Origin of the sequence: Paraburkholderia bryophila, assembly GCF_013409255.1 — a bacterium.
Classification (GTDB): domain Bacteria; phylum Pseudomonadota; class Gammaproteobacteria; order Burkholderiales; family Burkholderiaceae; genus Paraburkholderia.
The window spans coordinates 707,268-720,490 of the sequence record NZ_JACCAS010000002.1 but is presented as its reverse complement, the minus strand read 5'-3'; the positions used below and the strand labels follow the sequence as shown (position 1 = coordinate 720,490).

Genomic DNA, 13,223 nt, shown 5'->3' with positions numbered 1-13,223 from the left:
CGACTCACCGTCATTCGGGCGATGGCCGCGCTCTCTCCACCATCACGGTACCTGTCATGCTCAATTCGCTCATTTCCCGCCGTCGCCTGATTGCGACCGGGTCGCTGGCTTCGGCCGGTGTCGCGCTCTCCCGATTTGCTTTCGGCCAGACGGCGCCGACTGCCGCGAAGCCGACGCTCAGCGTCGTGCCCGCGTATCTCGGGGTGTCACCGCAAACGCTGCCACCGCTGCCGTACGCGGAAAACGCCCTTGAGCCGACCATCTCTGCGCGCACGGTTGGGATTCACTACGGCAAGCATCATCGGGCGTACTTCGACAATCTGCACAAGCTACTAGCTGGCACGCCGCTCGAACAGGCGTCGCTCGAGCAGATCATCGTGCAGTCGCACGATCAGCCGATGCTCGCCGACGTATTCAACAACGCGGCGCAAGCGTGGAATCACAACTTCTACTGGAACTCGCTGAGTCCGGCTTCGACGGCTTCAAGCGCGCCGAGCGCAAAATTGCAGGCCGCGATTGAACGTAAGTTCGGCTCGATCGAAGCGCTGTCGAAAGCGCTCGTCGCGACATCGGCGTCGCAATTCGGTAGCGGCTGGGGATGGCTGGTGGTCGATCGCGGCGAACTCGCGGTCGTCAAGACGGGCAACGCGGAAACGCCGTTCACGGCCGGCCTCGCGCCGCTTCTCACGGTCGATGTATGGGAGCACGCGTATTACCTCGACTATCAGAACCGCCGTCCGGACTATCTGGTGGCGACCGTCTCGCGTCATCTGAATTGGGCGTTCGCGTCGGCTAACTTCGAGCGCGTTTAACCGGGGTTGGCGCCACATCTCAAACGGCCGGATTGTCGGGTTCCATGCATTCTTTTGCGGCAGCAGCAGTATGACTAACGTTGTACAATCCGCGAACTTCGTGGCCTGCCCGCAACGGCCGGTTTTTCGGCCGCCTCGCCCGCCCGCAACCCCTGCTTTCAGCCAGTCAATCATGTCAACAGCAGATGCCGAGAATCTGCCGAATTTGCTGCCGGGCATGCTGCCGCGGCTGTGGGCATTCTCCTTGCGGCTGTGCGGAAATCAGCACGACGCCGAAGATGTACTCCAGCGTGCCTGCGTGCGAGGGCTCGAACGCGCCAGTCAATTGCAGCCGGGCACGTCGCCGCTGAGCTGGATGTTCTCGATCGTTCACTCCACCTGGATCAACGAATTGCGCGCGCGTAATGTGCGCAGCCGTTCGAGCATGGAATGGGACGATAACTTTCTCGAGACGGTGGCCGATCCCGGCGCACGCAATCCGGAAACGAGCTTGCTGAGCGGCGAGATCATCGCGGCCGTCGAGCGTTTGCCCGACGCGCAACGGATCGTGATGCTGCTGATCGCGGTCGAAGGAATGAGCTATGCAGAAGCAGCCGAAACGCTCGGCGTGCCGATCGGCACGATCATGAGCCGGCTGTCCCGCGCGCGTCAGACTATCGGCGCGCAATTCGGCGAGCGCGACGCGTCGGCGGCGCGCTCAACCGGCAACACACAGAGAGCGGCGCAATGAAGATCGATGACGCCATCCTGCTAGCCTACGTCGACGGCGATCTGCCGGACGACGAGTGCGTGAAAGTCGAACATGCGATCCATGAATCCGCGGAGATCGCCTCGCGCGTGTCGATGTTGCGCGCGTCGCAACTCCCCTATGCGGAAGCATTCGATCAGCAATCACTGCCGCCGGTGCCTGAATCGTTGAGCCGGAGTGTCGACGAGATGATCCGTCAGCACCTCGCGAATGCGTCCGCACAGCAGCAGTCGGCCGGCGTGGCCGATGCGTCGCGCCGCAGCGAGCCCGAAGAAGTGTCTTTGGGCGAGAACGTGCATCGTTTTAAGCCACGCGCCAAGTCACTGCCCACGCTGTCGTGGCCGAAGCTCGCCGTCGCGTTCGTTGCGGGCGCATTCTGTTGTGGCCTCGCGTTGCGACTGGTGCCGCAATTGGCGGGCAGCGGCAACAACGGTAGCGGTAGCGTTGTCACTGCGTCGAGCGACGCCGCCATGATGCCGTGGATCAAGGCGGCCGCCGGCTATCAGCAGCTTTACACGCGCGATACGGTCGCGCTGTTGCAGCCCGACATGAACGTGACGACCGCCACCGTCGCCGACATTCGCCACGTCGACAACCTCGCGATGCAGATTCCCGATCTAAGCAGTCAGGGCCTCACCTTCAAGCGTGTGCAGCGCCTACGCTTTCATGACAAGGCGCTCGTGCAGATCGTCTATTTGCCGCAAAAGGGCAACCCTGTCGCACTGTGCGTGCTGAAGGAGGCGAAGGCGGACGCCGCGCCGTCGGACGGCAATGTGCACGGCATGGCCGTGGTTTCATGGCGTCGCGGGCAGCTCGGCTACGCGCTGATCGGCGAACCCGGCACAGTGGATCTCGACGCGCTCGGCAAGCAGTTGTACAACGGGCAGGTGACGACTACGGTCGGCAGCAACGACAACGGTGTGCCCGATCCGCGAGCTTGATCCGGTTGTCGTCGACGGATGCGCCGGGTCGTTCGTGAAAGGCCGCCGACTTCGTGTTGTTGCGCTTGTATTGATCGGCCAAGGCGAGTCGAGTTCGTCGTGTGGAGGCGGTGCGGTATGATTGGCGCCGATCCCACCGACACCCTCCACGACGATGAAAGAAGAATCGCCGAAAGCCATTTTCTATGCGCTCGCCGCCAACCTCGGCATTGCGATCTTCAAGTTCGCCGCCGCTGCGTTTACCGGTTCCGGTTCGATGTTCGCCGAAGCGATTCACTCGACCGCCGACTGCGGCAATCAACTGCTTCTGCTATTCGGTCTGCGTGAAGCGCGCAAACCGGCGAGCCCGTTGCACCCGATGGGCAGCGGACGCGAGATCAATTTCTATTCGCTGCTGGTGGCGCTGCTGCTGTTCTTTGTCGGCGGCGCGTTCTCGGTGTATGAAGGTGTGCATCGATTGTTCGAGCGTGAGCCGCTGCAGTACGCCTATGTAGCACTGGTGGTGCTTGGCGTGTCGGTTGTGCTGGAGGCGTTGTCGTTGTGGGGCGCGGTGAAGGAAATCCGCAAGACGCACCCGGACAAAAGCATGTGGCGCTGGTTTCGCGAGACGCGCGAATCCGATTTGCTGGTCGTCGCGGGTGAGGATATCGCGGCGTTGGCGGGGCTCGCGATGGCGTTCGTCGCCGTGCTGCTGACCATGGTGACCGGCAATCCTGTCTACGACGCGCTAGGTTCGATCGGCGTGGGACTGCTGCTGATGGTGATCGCGTGGCTGGTAGCGCGCGAGGTGAAGTCGATGATTGTCGGCGAGTCGGCGAGCCCGGAAGTGCGTCGCGCGATCGAGGCGCATTTGCAGGCGCGGACCGAAATTCGCAGCATCATCAATATGATCACGCTGCAATGGGGCCGCCACGTGGTGGTGGCCGTGCAGGCCGAAATGATCGACTACGCCAGCGGCCGCGCGATGGTGGACGCAATCAACGTGATCGAAGCGGACTTGCAGGCAGCATTCCCGCAAGTCCGCTGGGTGTTTTTCGAGCCGGACGTGCCGCGCGTTTGAAACCGGCTTACTTGAAGCCGGTCACCGCGTGCGGTACATACAGTTCTTCAAGCTGGCGGATTTCGTCGTCGCTCAGATTCAACGACAGCGCGGCGACCGCATCGTCCAGATGATGCAGCTTGGTCGCGCCGACAATCGGCGCAGTGATCGGCTGCTTCTGCAACACCCACGCTAACGCGACCTGCGCGCGCGGTACACCGCGGTCGCTGGCAATCTTGCTGACCCGTTCGACGATTTTGCGATCCGCGTCTTCGGTCTGCGCATACAGCGTTTGGCCGAATTCGTCGGTTTCGGAGCGTGCGCTTTCGGTATTCCAGTCGCGTGTCAGACGCCCGCGCGCCAGCGGACTCCACGGAATCACGCCGATGCCCTCGTTTTCGCACAGCGGCAGCATTTCCCGCTCTTCCTCGCGATACAGCAGATTCACGTAGTTCTGCATGGTCACGAAACGCGTCCAGCCATGGCTTTCCGCGACGTGCAACGCTTTGGCGAACTGCCACGCGTACATCGACGACGCGCCGATATAGCGGGCCTTGCCGGCCTTCACGACATCGTGCAGCGCCTCCATGGTTTCTTCGATCGGCGTCTCGTAGTCCCACCGATGGATCTGATACAGGTCGACGTAGTCCGTGCCCAGGCGCCGCAAGCTTTTGTCGATCTCCGACATGATCGCCTTGCGCGACAGACCGGCGCCGTTCGGACCGGGATGCATGCGGCTATTGACCTTGGTGGCCAGCACGATCTCGTCGCGTTTGGCAAAGTCTTTCAGCGCGCGGCCGACGATTTCTTCGCTGGTGCCGTCGGAATAAACGTTCGCGGTATCGAAGAAATTGATGCCGTAGTCGAGCGCCTGTTTGATGAAGGGGCGCGACGCTTCATCGTCGAGCGACCAGGGGTGGGTGCCGCGAGCGGGCACGCCGTAGCTCATGCAGCCAAGACAAAGACGCGATACGTCGAGGCCGGTGCGGCCGAGTTTCACATAGTCCATCGTGATGCTCCAGGTACGAAGTGAGGTGCACAAAGGCGGTGCACCTTTGAACGGGATTCCATTCGGGGCATGCTGCGAACCATCGATTATAAGAACCTGGCGAAAAATGCGTATTGAGCTGATTCGCATGTGATTTCGCGCCGCGATCTCAATCGAGCACGGGAAATGATGCGCTGCGTAGTGGCAAATGATTTCCTCACACCTATACTTCTTCCGGCTTGAAAGCGGCACTCTTTCCCAACCTGCATCACAAGCAAAAAGGAAGAACTCGATGCTGACTCGCACACTCGGCGCTTTCTGCGCTGTTACGCTCGCGGCCTGCGCGGCCTTTACGCCCGGCCCGGCCAGCGCTGACGACAACGGCGATTTCTCGCAAGCCGACGCTGGCTCGCACGGCCGCCCCGTCAAGGTCATGATCATTTCGATGTTCGGACCGGAAGGCCAGGTGTGGCTAGACCGGCTTGGACCGTGGCGCGACATTACGGTAGATGGGTTGTCGCCCGATTACCCGACCGTCCATTGCAACAGGCAGGATGTGTGCGTGATGACCACCGGTATGGGGCACACCAACGCGGCTGCATCGATCATGGCGCTCACGTTCTCGCCGCGTTTCGATTTGCGGCACACGTATTTCATGGTTGCCGGTATCGCCGGGATCGATCCGCAACAGGGCACCGTGGGTTCGGCCGCATGGGCGAAATATCTGGTGGACTTCGGGATTCAGTGGGAGATCGATGGGCGTGAAATTCCGTCGAACTGGAATACCGGCTACCTCGGCATCAATACCACGGGTCCCACGGCGAAGCCGCCGCTGGACTATAAGACCGAGGTGTTCCAGTTGAATACGCAGCTCGCCGATACGGCGTTTGCGTTGTCGCGTAACGTCGCCTTGTCGGACGACGCGCAGGCTCAGGCCGCGCGGGCCAAGTATTCGTACGCGCCGGCCAATCGGCCGCCGTCGGTGGTTCAGTGCGACACGCTTGCGGGGGATACGTGGTGGTCCGGCACGTTGATCGGACAGCGCGCTCGCGACTGGACCAAGATTCTGACGGATGGCAAAGGGGTTTACTGCACGACGCAGCAGGAAGACAACGCCACCTACGAGGCGCTGAAACGTGCCGCTTCCGTACACAAGGTCGATTTGAATCGTGTAGCCGTGCTGCGTGCGGGCTCCGATTTCGACCGTCCTTACGATGGACAGACGAGCGCGGACAACCTGCTCAACTACGCGTCGCAAGGTGGCTTCACGATTGCGATTGAAAACCTGTTCCGCTCCGGCAATCCGCTGGTGCAGGATATCGCCACGCATTGGGGCGAGTGGCGTGACGGCGTGCCGAAGCGCTAGTTCTATCTAGCCAACAAGCCTGGCTGAGGAGGATCGACACCGCAGCCAGGCTCATCTGCTACCAACAACACACTTACCGTTGCGGCGCGCGGTACGGCGTCCAAACGGGTGCGTCAGTATCCCAATGGTCGAGTTCAGAGGGTGTCATGATGTGCTCCTTTTTGAAGAGTGCATGGTTGGCGCCGCGCGGAGCGTTTCTTTTGGAAACCGAATCATTGCGGCCGCTTCACTTCACTGCGTTACTGTTTTTCGGCGACGCGCGTGACGTCGCCGTCGTGGCTTTCCTGCAAGGCAATACGTGCTGCCTGCGTTTGACCGACCAAGCCTTTGTTCGGATACGTGGTGCGATTCAGCGAGGGCAGCGAACCGTCGCGATACGCGGCGACCAGTTCAGCCTGCACTTCCGCACGCGTCTTGCCGGCCGCAGCCACCGTTGCGGCAGGTTGCGTTTCATAAGTACCGGCGCGGCCGATACCGCCGCCATTGCTCTGTGCGAACACCGGTGCGCTTGCAAGCAGCGAAAGAGCGAGACCAGCCAGGAGATTGCGTTTCATGATTCACCTCTGTCGATTCGTTTGCAGCGCAAGCAGCGCCGCGACAGGGTGAAATGTAGACTTCGAGACAGTGCGGATAAATCGCACTTTCACGAAATGAATTGTCGCGATTCCGGAACAATCGTTGTGAAGGCCGCGCGAATGGCGGTAGATCGAGGCAACCGCGGCATTAGCGCCGCGGTTGGAATTCACTGTTCCAGAAACTGTACTTCAATTGCCGTGCAATTCTCGTTGCTCAAGCAACCCATTCGGTGATCACGGGTGTGTCGAGTGTCGGCGCGGACTCGCGTTCTTCGAAAGTACGCTTCGTACAGGTTGCGTCGAGAGTGCCGCGTCCACTCAACAACGGGCAACGATCGAATAGCTCTGCAATCCAGTCTACGAAAACGCGGACTTTAGGCGACAGATGGCGACTGTGCGGATAGACTGCGGAAATTGGCATCGGCAAAGGCTTCAGTTCCGGCAACACTTCTATCAACTGACCCGACCGCAGATGCGGCAGCACCATGAAGAGCGCCGGCTGAATCAAACCGAAGCCTTCGAGTCCGCAAGTCACGTAAGCGTCCGCGTCGTTCACCGACACGATGCTCTTCATCTTCACTTCAACTTCTTTGCCATCCACCATGAAGGCCCAATCGAGCGTGCGTCCCGTGCGGCTTGAGAAGTAATTGACTGCTTTGTGATTCTCCAGATCTTCGAGTGAAGACGGCATACCCGCCCGCTCGATGTAATCCGGCGCCGCGCAGGTCACCCCCTCGAACAGGCCGATGCGTCGCGCCACCAGCGAGGAATCCTGTAGCGCGCCCACGCGCACCACGCAATCCACGCCTTCCTGCAGCAGGTCGACCGGCCGATCCGTCAAGCCGAGTTGCAGGTCGATGTCCGGATAGCGGGTGTGGAATTCACACAGCGAAGGAATCACCAGCAGGCGGCCGATCGACCCCGGCATGTCGATGCGCAGCTTACCGTGCGGCTTTTTATTGCCGCTCTGAAAACTGGCCTCGGTCTCTTCGACATCCGCAAGGATGCGCACGCAACGTTCGTAGTACGCCGCGCCGTCCGGTGTGAGCGACAAACGCCGCGTGGTCCGGTGCATCAGGCGCGTGCCGAGGAACGCTTCGAGATTCTGAATGATGGTGGTGACGGATGCGCGCGGCAGGTCGAGCGTTTCCGCTGCGCGGGTAAAACTATTTGTGTCGACGACACGCGTGAACACTTGCATGGCCTGAAGCCGGTCCATTGCAAACCTCCGGAAGGGGCGGGCGCACCGGGCGGGAAAACGAATCCGCAGACAATCGCAACTGATTGTTCAGGGGCGCCGAATTGTGTTGCCGGATTATAGGCATTTATTTAGGAGTCTGCCGAACCCACAATTCGCACCATTGAAGTTCTATGCGCATTGCGCGGCTCGACATGGATGCATTTAAACCGCCGTACTCCTTCGTGCCCTCCGGCATCAGCCTGGCAGAGGCGGACAGCACGGCCCTTGAAGTTACCGACGTGCAGATCGAAGGGCACGCTCAGGACATTACGTTGCGTTTGTACCGGCAAGGCAAGAAGACCGCACTGCCCGTATTGCTTTATTTCCACGGCGGCGGCTTTACGAAGGGCTCGATCGAACAGGCCGACTACGCCGCCCGGTATTTCGCAGAACACTTACCGGCGCTAGTGGTGTCGGTGGGTTATTCGCTGGCGCCGCAGTTTCCGTTTCCCGCGGCGCCGGAAGACGCGCATCGCGCGGCGCTGTGGGTGCAAACGCGGGCACGCGCGTTTGGCGGTAATAGCAGGAAGGTTGGCGTAGCCGGCCACGATGCGGGCGGGCAATTGGCCAATTGCCTCGCTTTCATCGCGCGTGATCGTGGTGACGTGCAGATTGCCGCGCAGGCGCTGTTCGGGCCGATGCTCGATCCGAGCCTCACGCGGCTCGGCGACGAAAAGCGGCTCGGCTCGGATATCACGGCCAAAGAGTGCGCGGCGTGTTATCGCGCGTACTTGCCGCAAGCTTCGCAACGCATGCATCCGTATGCCGCGCCGCTCGAATCGTGTCGTCTCGCGGGGCTGCCGGCCACGCTGATCGCGACGGCGCAAAACGACGTGCTGCACGTGGAGGCGGAGAAATACGCCAGCAGTCTGATCGACGCGGGCGTGCAGACCCAGGTGGTCCGCTATCCGAGCGTGTCGCATGCCGCTCTGGCCGACCATCCGCCCGCGCTGCAGGAAGCGGTGCAATTTTTTCAATGGCGCTTCGACGCACGCGCCCATCGATGAACAGAAATAAGCAGAAATCCATCAACGATACCGGGAGCTTTTCATGACTATTCTTCCTCTTTCCCGTCGCCGCGTGGCGATTGCAGCGCTTGCCGTCATCGTCGTGGCCGGGCTGGGAACGTTCGGCGCGATCCGCGTCGACGCAAGCTCGCCGGCCGCGCCGACCATCGTGCCGGAAGTCGATGTTGCCACGGTGGTGCAGAAGACGATTACCGATTGGCAGAGCTATTCGGGCCGTCTGGAGGCCGTCGAAAAAGTGGACGTGCGTTCGCAGGTGCCGGGCACGATCGTGTCCGTCAACTTCAAGGACGGCGCGCTCGTGAAGAAGGGCGACACGCTGTTCGTGATCGACCCGCGTCCGTACGCGGCAGAAGTGGATCGCGCCGAAGCGCAACTCGCGGCCGCTCAGGCGCGCACGGGTTACACGCAAAGCGACTGGGAGCGTGCGCAACGCCTGATCGTCGACAACGCGATCGCCAAGCGCGACTACGACGACCGCCAGAACGCCGCGCGCGAAGCGAGCGCCAACCTGAAGGCCGCGCAAGCCGCGCTCGAAACCGCTCGCATCAATCTCGGCTACACGAAGATCGTCGCGCCGGTGGCGGGCCGCGTGTCGCGCGCGGAAATCACGGTGGGCAACGTGGTGGCGGCAGGTGCAAGCGCCACGCCGCTAACTACGCTGGTGTCGGTTTCGCCGATCTACGCGTCGTTCGACGCGGACGAACAAACCTACCTGCAGTACCTGAGCCGTGCGAAAGACGGCAGCAAGGTGCCGGTGGAACTCGGCCTCGCGGATGAAACCGGCTACTCGCGCAGCGGCACGATCGAATCGGTCGACAACCGTCTCGACACGTCGTCCGGCACGATCCGGGTGCGCGCGCGCTTCGATAACGAGGACGGTGCGTTGATCCCGGGTCTGTACGCACGCGTGAAGGTCGGTGGCAGCGCGCCGCATCCGGCGCTGCTGATCGACGACGCCGCGGTCGGCACCGATCAGGACAAGAAGTTCGTGCTGGTGGTCGACCAGAGCAATCACGTGGTGTATCGCGGGATTTCGGTGGGCTCCATGCAGGGCAATCTGCGTGTGGTCAAGGGCGGTTTGCAGGCGACCGACCGCATCGTCGTGAACGGTATTCAGCGTGTTCGCCCAGGCGACACGGTGCGCGCCCACATGGTGCCGATGGACGCCGATCAGGATCCGAACAGCGCGCCGCTTGCCCAGACCCCCACGCAGGCACGCACCAAAGCGGACAAGAATTCGTGAGCCGAGTGCGCCGCGGTTTGAACTGAGCGGCGCATGCTCCAACGTTAAGAGCATCCCATGAACATATCCAAATTCTTCATCGATCGGCCGATCTTTGCCGGCGTGTTGTCGGTATTGATCCTGCTGGCGGGCATTATTTCGCTCTTCAAGCTGCCGATCTCGGAGTACCCGGAAGTCGTGCCGCCGTCCGTGGTGGTGCACGCGCAGTATCCGGGCGCGAATCCGAAAGTGATCGCCGAAGCCGTCGCTTCGCCGCTCGAAGAGCAGATCAACGGCGTCGAGAACATGCTGTACATGCAGTCGCAAGCCAATAGCGACGGCAATCTCACGCTGACGGTGACCTTCAAGCTCGGCACCAACCCGGACCTCGCGACGCAACTGGTGCAGAACCGCGTCAATCAGGCGCTGCCGCGTCTGCCGGAAGACGTGCAACGGCTCGGTATCACCACGATCAAGAGCTCGCCCACGCTGACCATGGTGGTCCACCTGATCTCGCCGAATAACCGCTACGACATGACGTATCTGCGCAACTACGCGCTGCTGAACGTCAAGGATCGTCTGGCGCGGATTCAGGGTGTCGGCGAAGTGCAGTTGTGGGGTTCGGGCGACTACGCCATGCGTGTGTGGCTCGATCCGCAGAAAGTCGCGCAACGCGGGTTGACGGCGACCGAAGTGGTCAACGCGATCCGTGAGCAGAACATTCAGGTGGCGGCCGGTGTCATCGGCGCATCGCCTTCGGTGCCGGGCACGCAGCTGCAGTTGTCGGTGAATGCGCGTGGCCGTCTGAAGACTGAGGGCGAATTCGGCGACATCATCGTCAAGACGACGCCGGACGGCGGCGTGACCTATCTGCGTGACATTGCGCGGGTCGAACTCGCGGCGTCGGAATACGGCCTGCGTTCGCTGCTCGACAACAAGCCGGCGGTGGCGCTCGCGATCAATCAGGCGCCGGGGGCGAATTCGCTGGCCATTTCCGATCAGGTTCGCGCCGCGATGAAGGAACTGTCGGAAGACATGCCGGCGGGCGTCGAATACAAGATCGTCTACGACCCGACGCAGTTCGTGCGTTCGAGTATCGAGGCGGTTATCCATACGTTGCTCGAAGCGATCGCGCTGGTGGTGATCGTGGTGATTGTGTTCCTGCAAACGTGGCGTGCGTCGATCATTCCGTTGATCGCGGTACCGGTGTCGATTATCGGGACCTTCTCGCTGCTGCTCGCCTTCGGCTTCTCGATCAATGCGTTGTCATTGTTCGGCATGGTGCTCGCGATCGGGATCGTGGTGGACGATGCGATCGTGGTGGTGGAGAACGTCGAGCGGAATATCGAAAACGGGCTCAGTGCGCGTGATGCGACGTACAAGGCCATGCAGGAAGTGAGCGGGCCGATTATCGCCATCGCGCTGACGCTGGTCGCCGTGTTCGTGCCGCTCGCGTTCATGACGGGCCTGACGGGTCAGTTCTACAAGCAGTTCGCGATGACCATCGCGATCTCGACGGTGATCTCGGCGTTCAACTCGCTGACTTTGTCGCCGGCGTTGGCTGCGATGCTGTTGCGCAGCCATGGCGCGAAAGAAGACTTCCTGACGCGCGTGATGAATCGCCTGCTGGGCGGTTTCTTCAAGCGCTTCAACAAGGTCTTTCATCGCGGTTCCACGGCGTATGGCAAGGGCGTGACCGGTGTGCTGCGTCGTAAGGGCGCCATGCTCGCGGTGTACGCGATTCTGCTGGGCGGCACCGTGCTGATCTCTCACGTGGTGCCGGGCGGCTTCGTGCCGGCGCAGGACAAGGAATACCTGATCGCCTTCGCGCAGTTGCCGAACGGCGCGTCGCTGGACCGCACGGAAAAGGTGATTCGCGACATGAGCGCGATCGCGCTGAAGCAACCGGGCGTGGAAAGCGCGGTGGCGTTCCCGGGTTTGTCGGTGAACGGCTTCACGAATAGTTCGAGCGCGGGCATCGTGTTCGTCACGCTCAAGCCGTTCAAGGAGCGTGGTAACAAGACGCTCTCGGCCGGTGCGATTGCCGGTGCGTTGAACCAGAAATATGGTGCGATCAAAGACTCGTTCGTCGCGGTGTTCCCACCGCCGCCGGTGCTCGGTCTCGGCACGCTTGGCGGCTTCAAGATGCAGTTGGAGGATCACGGCGCGGTGGGTTACGCGGAATTGAACAAGGCTGCGGAAGCGTTCGTGAAGAAAGCGGCGCAAACGCCTGAACTGGGCCCGACCTTCTCGAGCTATCAGATCAACGTGCCGCAATTGAACGTCGACCTGGATCGCGTGAAGGCCAAGCAACTCGGTGTGCCGGTCACGGACGTGTTCAACACGATGCAGATTTACCTGGGCTCGTTGTATGTGAACGACTTCAACAAGTTCGGTCGCGTGTACCAGGTGCGAGTGCAAGCCGATGCGCCGTTCCGTCAACGTGCCGACGACATCCTGCAACTGAAGACGCGCAATGCGGCGGGCGACATGGTGCCGTTGTCGTCGCTGGTGACGGTCACGCCGACCTATGGTCCGGAAATGGTGGTGCGTTACAACGGCTATACGGCTGCCGACATCAACGGTGGACCGGCGCCGGGCTTCTCGTCGGGCCAGGCGCAAGCCGCGGCCGAACGCGTAGCGGCGGAAACCTTGCCGCACGGCGTGAAGCTCGAATGGACCGACCTGACGTATCAGCAGATCCTTGCCGGCAATGCGGGCCTGTGGGTGTTCCCGATCAGCGTGCTGCTCGTGTTCCTCGTGCTGGCGGCACTGTATGAAAGCCTGACGTTGCCGCTCGCGGTGATCCTGATCGTGCCGATGAGCGTGCTGTCGGCGCTGACCGGCGTGTGGCTCACCGGAGGCGACAACAACATCTTCACGCAGATCGGTTTGATGGTGCTGGTGGGCTTGTCGGCGAAGAACGCGATTCTGATCGTCGAGTTCGCTCGCGAGCTCGAACACGACGGGCACACGCCGCTGTCGGCTGCGATCGAGGCGAGCCGCTTGCGTCTGCGGCCGATTCTGATGACCTCGATCGCTTTCATCATGGGTGTGGTACCGCTGGTGTTGTCGAGCGGAGCCGGTTCGGAGATGCGCCACGCGATGGGTATCGCGGTGTTCTTCGGCATGCTCGGCGTGACGCTGTTCGGTCTGATGCTGACCCCGGTGTTCTATGTGGTGCTGCGTACGCTGGCGGGCGGGACGATTCACGTCGCGCAGAAGGATTCGCCGCACTATGGCGCGTCGGCGACGGAAGCCTGA

11 protein-coding genes are annotated in these 13,223 nt (G+C 61.5%); 8 read left to right on the top strand and 3 right to left on the bottom strand.

Translation table 11 applies throughout. The features are described 5' to 3' along the window. Nucleotides 1–56 precede the first annotated feature (56 nt). From GGD40_RS24570 to GGD40_RS24555, 4 genes are all read left to right on the top strand, one after another. Nucleotides 57–812 (top strand): superoxide dismutase, encoded by a 756-nt coding sequence (locus GGD40_RS24570; protein WP_179745398.1) that lies wholly within the window; start codon nucleotides 57–59, stop codon nucleotides 810–812. Nucleotides 813–984: 172 nt separating this feature from the next. After that, on the top strand, nucleotides 985–1,542 hold the full coding sequence (locus tag GGD40_RS24565) for an RNA polymerase sigma factor (protein WP_179712257.1): 558 nt from the start codon (nucleotides 985–987) through the stop codon (nucleotides 1,540–1,542). Next, nucleotides 1,539–2,501, top strand: coding sequence for an anti-sigma factor (locus GGD40_RS24560; RefSeq protein WP_179745397.1), 963 nt, complete (start codon nucleotides 1,539–1,541; stop codon nucleotides 2,499–2,501). Before GGD40_RS24565 ends, GGD40_RS24560 begins: the two co-directional genes overlap by 4 nt. 154 nt (nucleotides 2,502–2,655) lie before the next feature. After that, the gene (locus GGD40_RS24555) at nucleotides 2,656–3,561 is read left to right on the top strand and encodes a cation diffusion facilitator family transporter (protein WP_179745396.1); all 906 of its coding nucleotides are present in this window, start codon (nucleotides 2,656–2,658) and stop codon (nucleotides 3,559–3,561) included. Between the two features lie 7 nt (nucleotides 3,562–3,568). On the opposite strand, the gene GGD40_RS24550 is transcribed toward GGD40_RS24555, so the two are convergent. Continuing rightward, nucleotides 3,569–4,549 (bottom strand): aldo/keto reductase, encoded by a 981-nt coding sequence (locus GGD40_RS24550; protein WP_179712261.1) that lies wholly within the window; start codon nucleotides 4,547–4,549, stop codon nucleotides 3,569–3,571. A 271-nt stretch (nucleotides 4,550–4,820) separates the two neighbouring features. Here GGD40_RS24550 and GGD40_RS24545 point away from each other — a divergent pair, with 271 nt between their 5' ends. Beyond that, complete coding sequence (locus GGD40_RS24545; RefSeq protein ID WP_179745395.1) at nucleotides 4,821–5,894, top strand: purine-nucleoside phosphorylase; 1,074 nt, start codon at nucleotides 4,821–4,823, stop codon at nucleotides 5,892–5,894. A gap of 239 nt (nucleotides 5,895–6,133) precedes the next feature. Here GGD40_RS24545 and GGD40_RS24540 read toward each other — a convergent pair whose 3' ends face one another. Together GGD40_RS24540 and GGD40_RS24535 are read right to left on the bottom strand one after the other, a co-directional pair. After that, the gene (locus GGD40_RS24540; RefSeq protein WP_179745394.1) at nucleotides 6,134–6,448 is read right to left on the bottom strand and encodes a DUF4148 domain-containing protein; all 315 of its coding nucleotides are present in this window, start codon (nucleotides 6,446–6,448) and stop codon (nucleotides 6,134–6,136) included. A 235-nt stretch (nucleotides 6,449–6,683) separates the two neighbouring features. Continuing rightward, complete coding sequence (locus tag GGD40_RS24535) at nucleotides 6,684–7,688, bottom strand: LysR family transcriptional regulator (RefSeq protein WP_179712268.1); 1,005 nt, start codon at nucleotides 7,686–7,688, stop codon at nucleotides 6,684–6,686. 173 nt (nucleotides 7,689–7,861) lie between these two features. Here GGD40_RS24535 and GGD40_RS24530 point away from each other — a divergent pair, with 173 nt between their 5' ends. Genes GGD40_RS24530 through GGD40_RS24520 form a run of 3 tightly spaced genes read left to right on the top strand, consistent with a single transcriptional unit; the run spans nucleotide 7,862 to nucleotide 13,223 of the window. After that, nucleotides 7,862–8,716, top strand: a complete 855-nt coding sequence (locus GGD40_RS24530; RefSeq protein WP_176057544.1) for an alpha/beta hydrolase — start codon at nucleotides 7,862–7,864, stop codon at nucleotides 8,714–8,716. 43 nt (nucleotides 8,717–8,759) lie between these two features. Next, a complete protein-coding gene (locus GGD40_RS24525; RefSeq protein ID WP_179745393.1) occupies nucleotides 8,760–9,980 on the top strand; it encodes an efflux RND transporter periplasmic adaptor subunit in 1,221 nt (406 codons plus the stop codon). A gap of 57 nt (nucleotides 9,981–10,037) precedes the next feature. Further along, nucleotides 10,038–13,223 carry an efflux RND transporter permease subunit gene (locus GGD40_RS24520; protein ID WP_035558919.1) on the top strand — a complete coding sequence of 1,062 codons (3,186 nt, stop codon included), beginning with the start codon at nucleotides 10,038–10,040 and terminating at the stop codon, nucleotides 13,221–13,223.

What these genes read in the sequence shown, in the direction of transcription:
- GGD40_RS24540 (WP_179745394.1), bottom strand. Translation starts at nt 6,448, where the DNA reads ATGAAACGCAATCTCCTGGCTGGTCTCGCTCTTTCGCTGCTTGCAAGC.
- GGD40_RS24545 (WP_179745395.1), top strand. Translation starts at nt 4,821, where the DNA reads ATGCTGACTCGCACACTCGGCGCTTTCTGCGCTGTTACGCTCGCGGCC.
- GGD40_RS24560 (WP_179745397.1), top strand. Translation starts at nt 1,539, where the DNA reads ATGAAGATCGATGACGCCATCCTGCTAGCCTACGTCGACGGCGATCTG.
- GGD40_RS24550 (WP_179712261.1), bottom strand. Translation starts at nt 4,549, where the DNA reads ATGGACTATGTGAAACTCGGCCGCACCGGCCTCGACGTATCGCGTCTT.
- GGD40_RS24555 (WP_179745396.1), top strand. Translation starts at nt 2,656, where the DNA reads ATGAAAGAAGAATCGCCGAAAGCCATTTTCTATGCGCTCGCCGCCAAC.
- GGD40_RS24570 (WP_179745398.1), top strand. Translation starts at nt 57, where the DNA reads ATGCTCAATTCGCTCATTTCCCGCCGTCGCCTGATTGCGACCGGGTCG.
- GGD40_RS24535 (WP_179712268.1), bottom strand. Translation starts at nt 7,688, where the DNA reads ATGGACCGGCTTCAGGCCATGCAAGTGTTCACGCGTGTCGTCGACACA.
- GGD40_RS24565 (WP_179712257.1), top strand. Translation starts at nt 985, where the DNA reads ATGTCAACAGCAGATGCCGAGAATCTGCCGAATTTGCTGCCGGGCATG.
- GGD40_RS24530 (WP_176057544.1), top strand. Translation starts at nt 7,862, where the DNA reads ATGGATGCATTTAAACCGCCGTACTCCTTCGTGCCCTCCGGCATCAGC.
- GGD40_RS24520 (WP_035558919.1), top strand. Translation starts at nt 10,038, where the DNA reads ATGAACATATCCAAATTCTTCATCGATCGGCCGATCTTTGCCGGCGTG.
- GGD40_RS24525 (WP_179745393.1), top strand. Translation starts at nt 8,760, where the DNA reads ATGACTATTCTTCCTCTTTCCCGTCGCCGCGTGGCGATTGCAGCGCTT.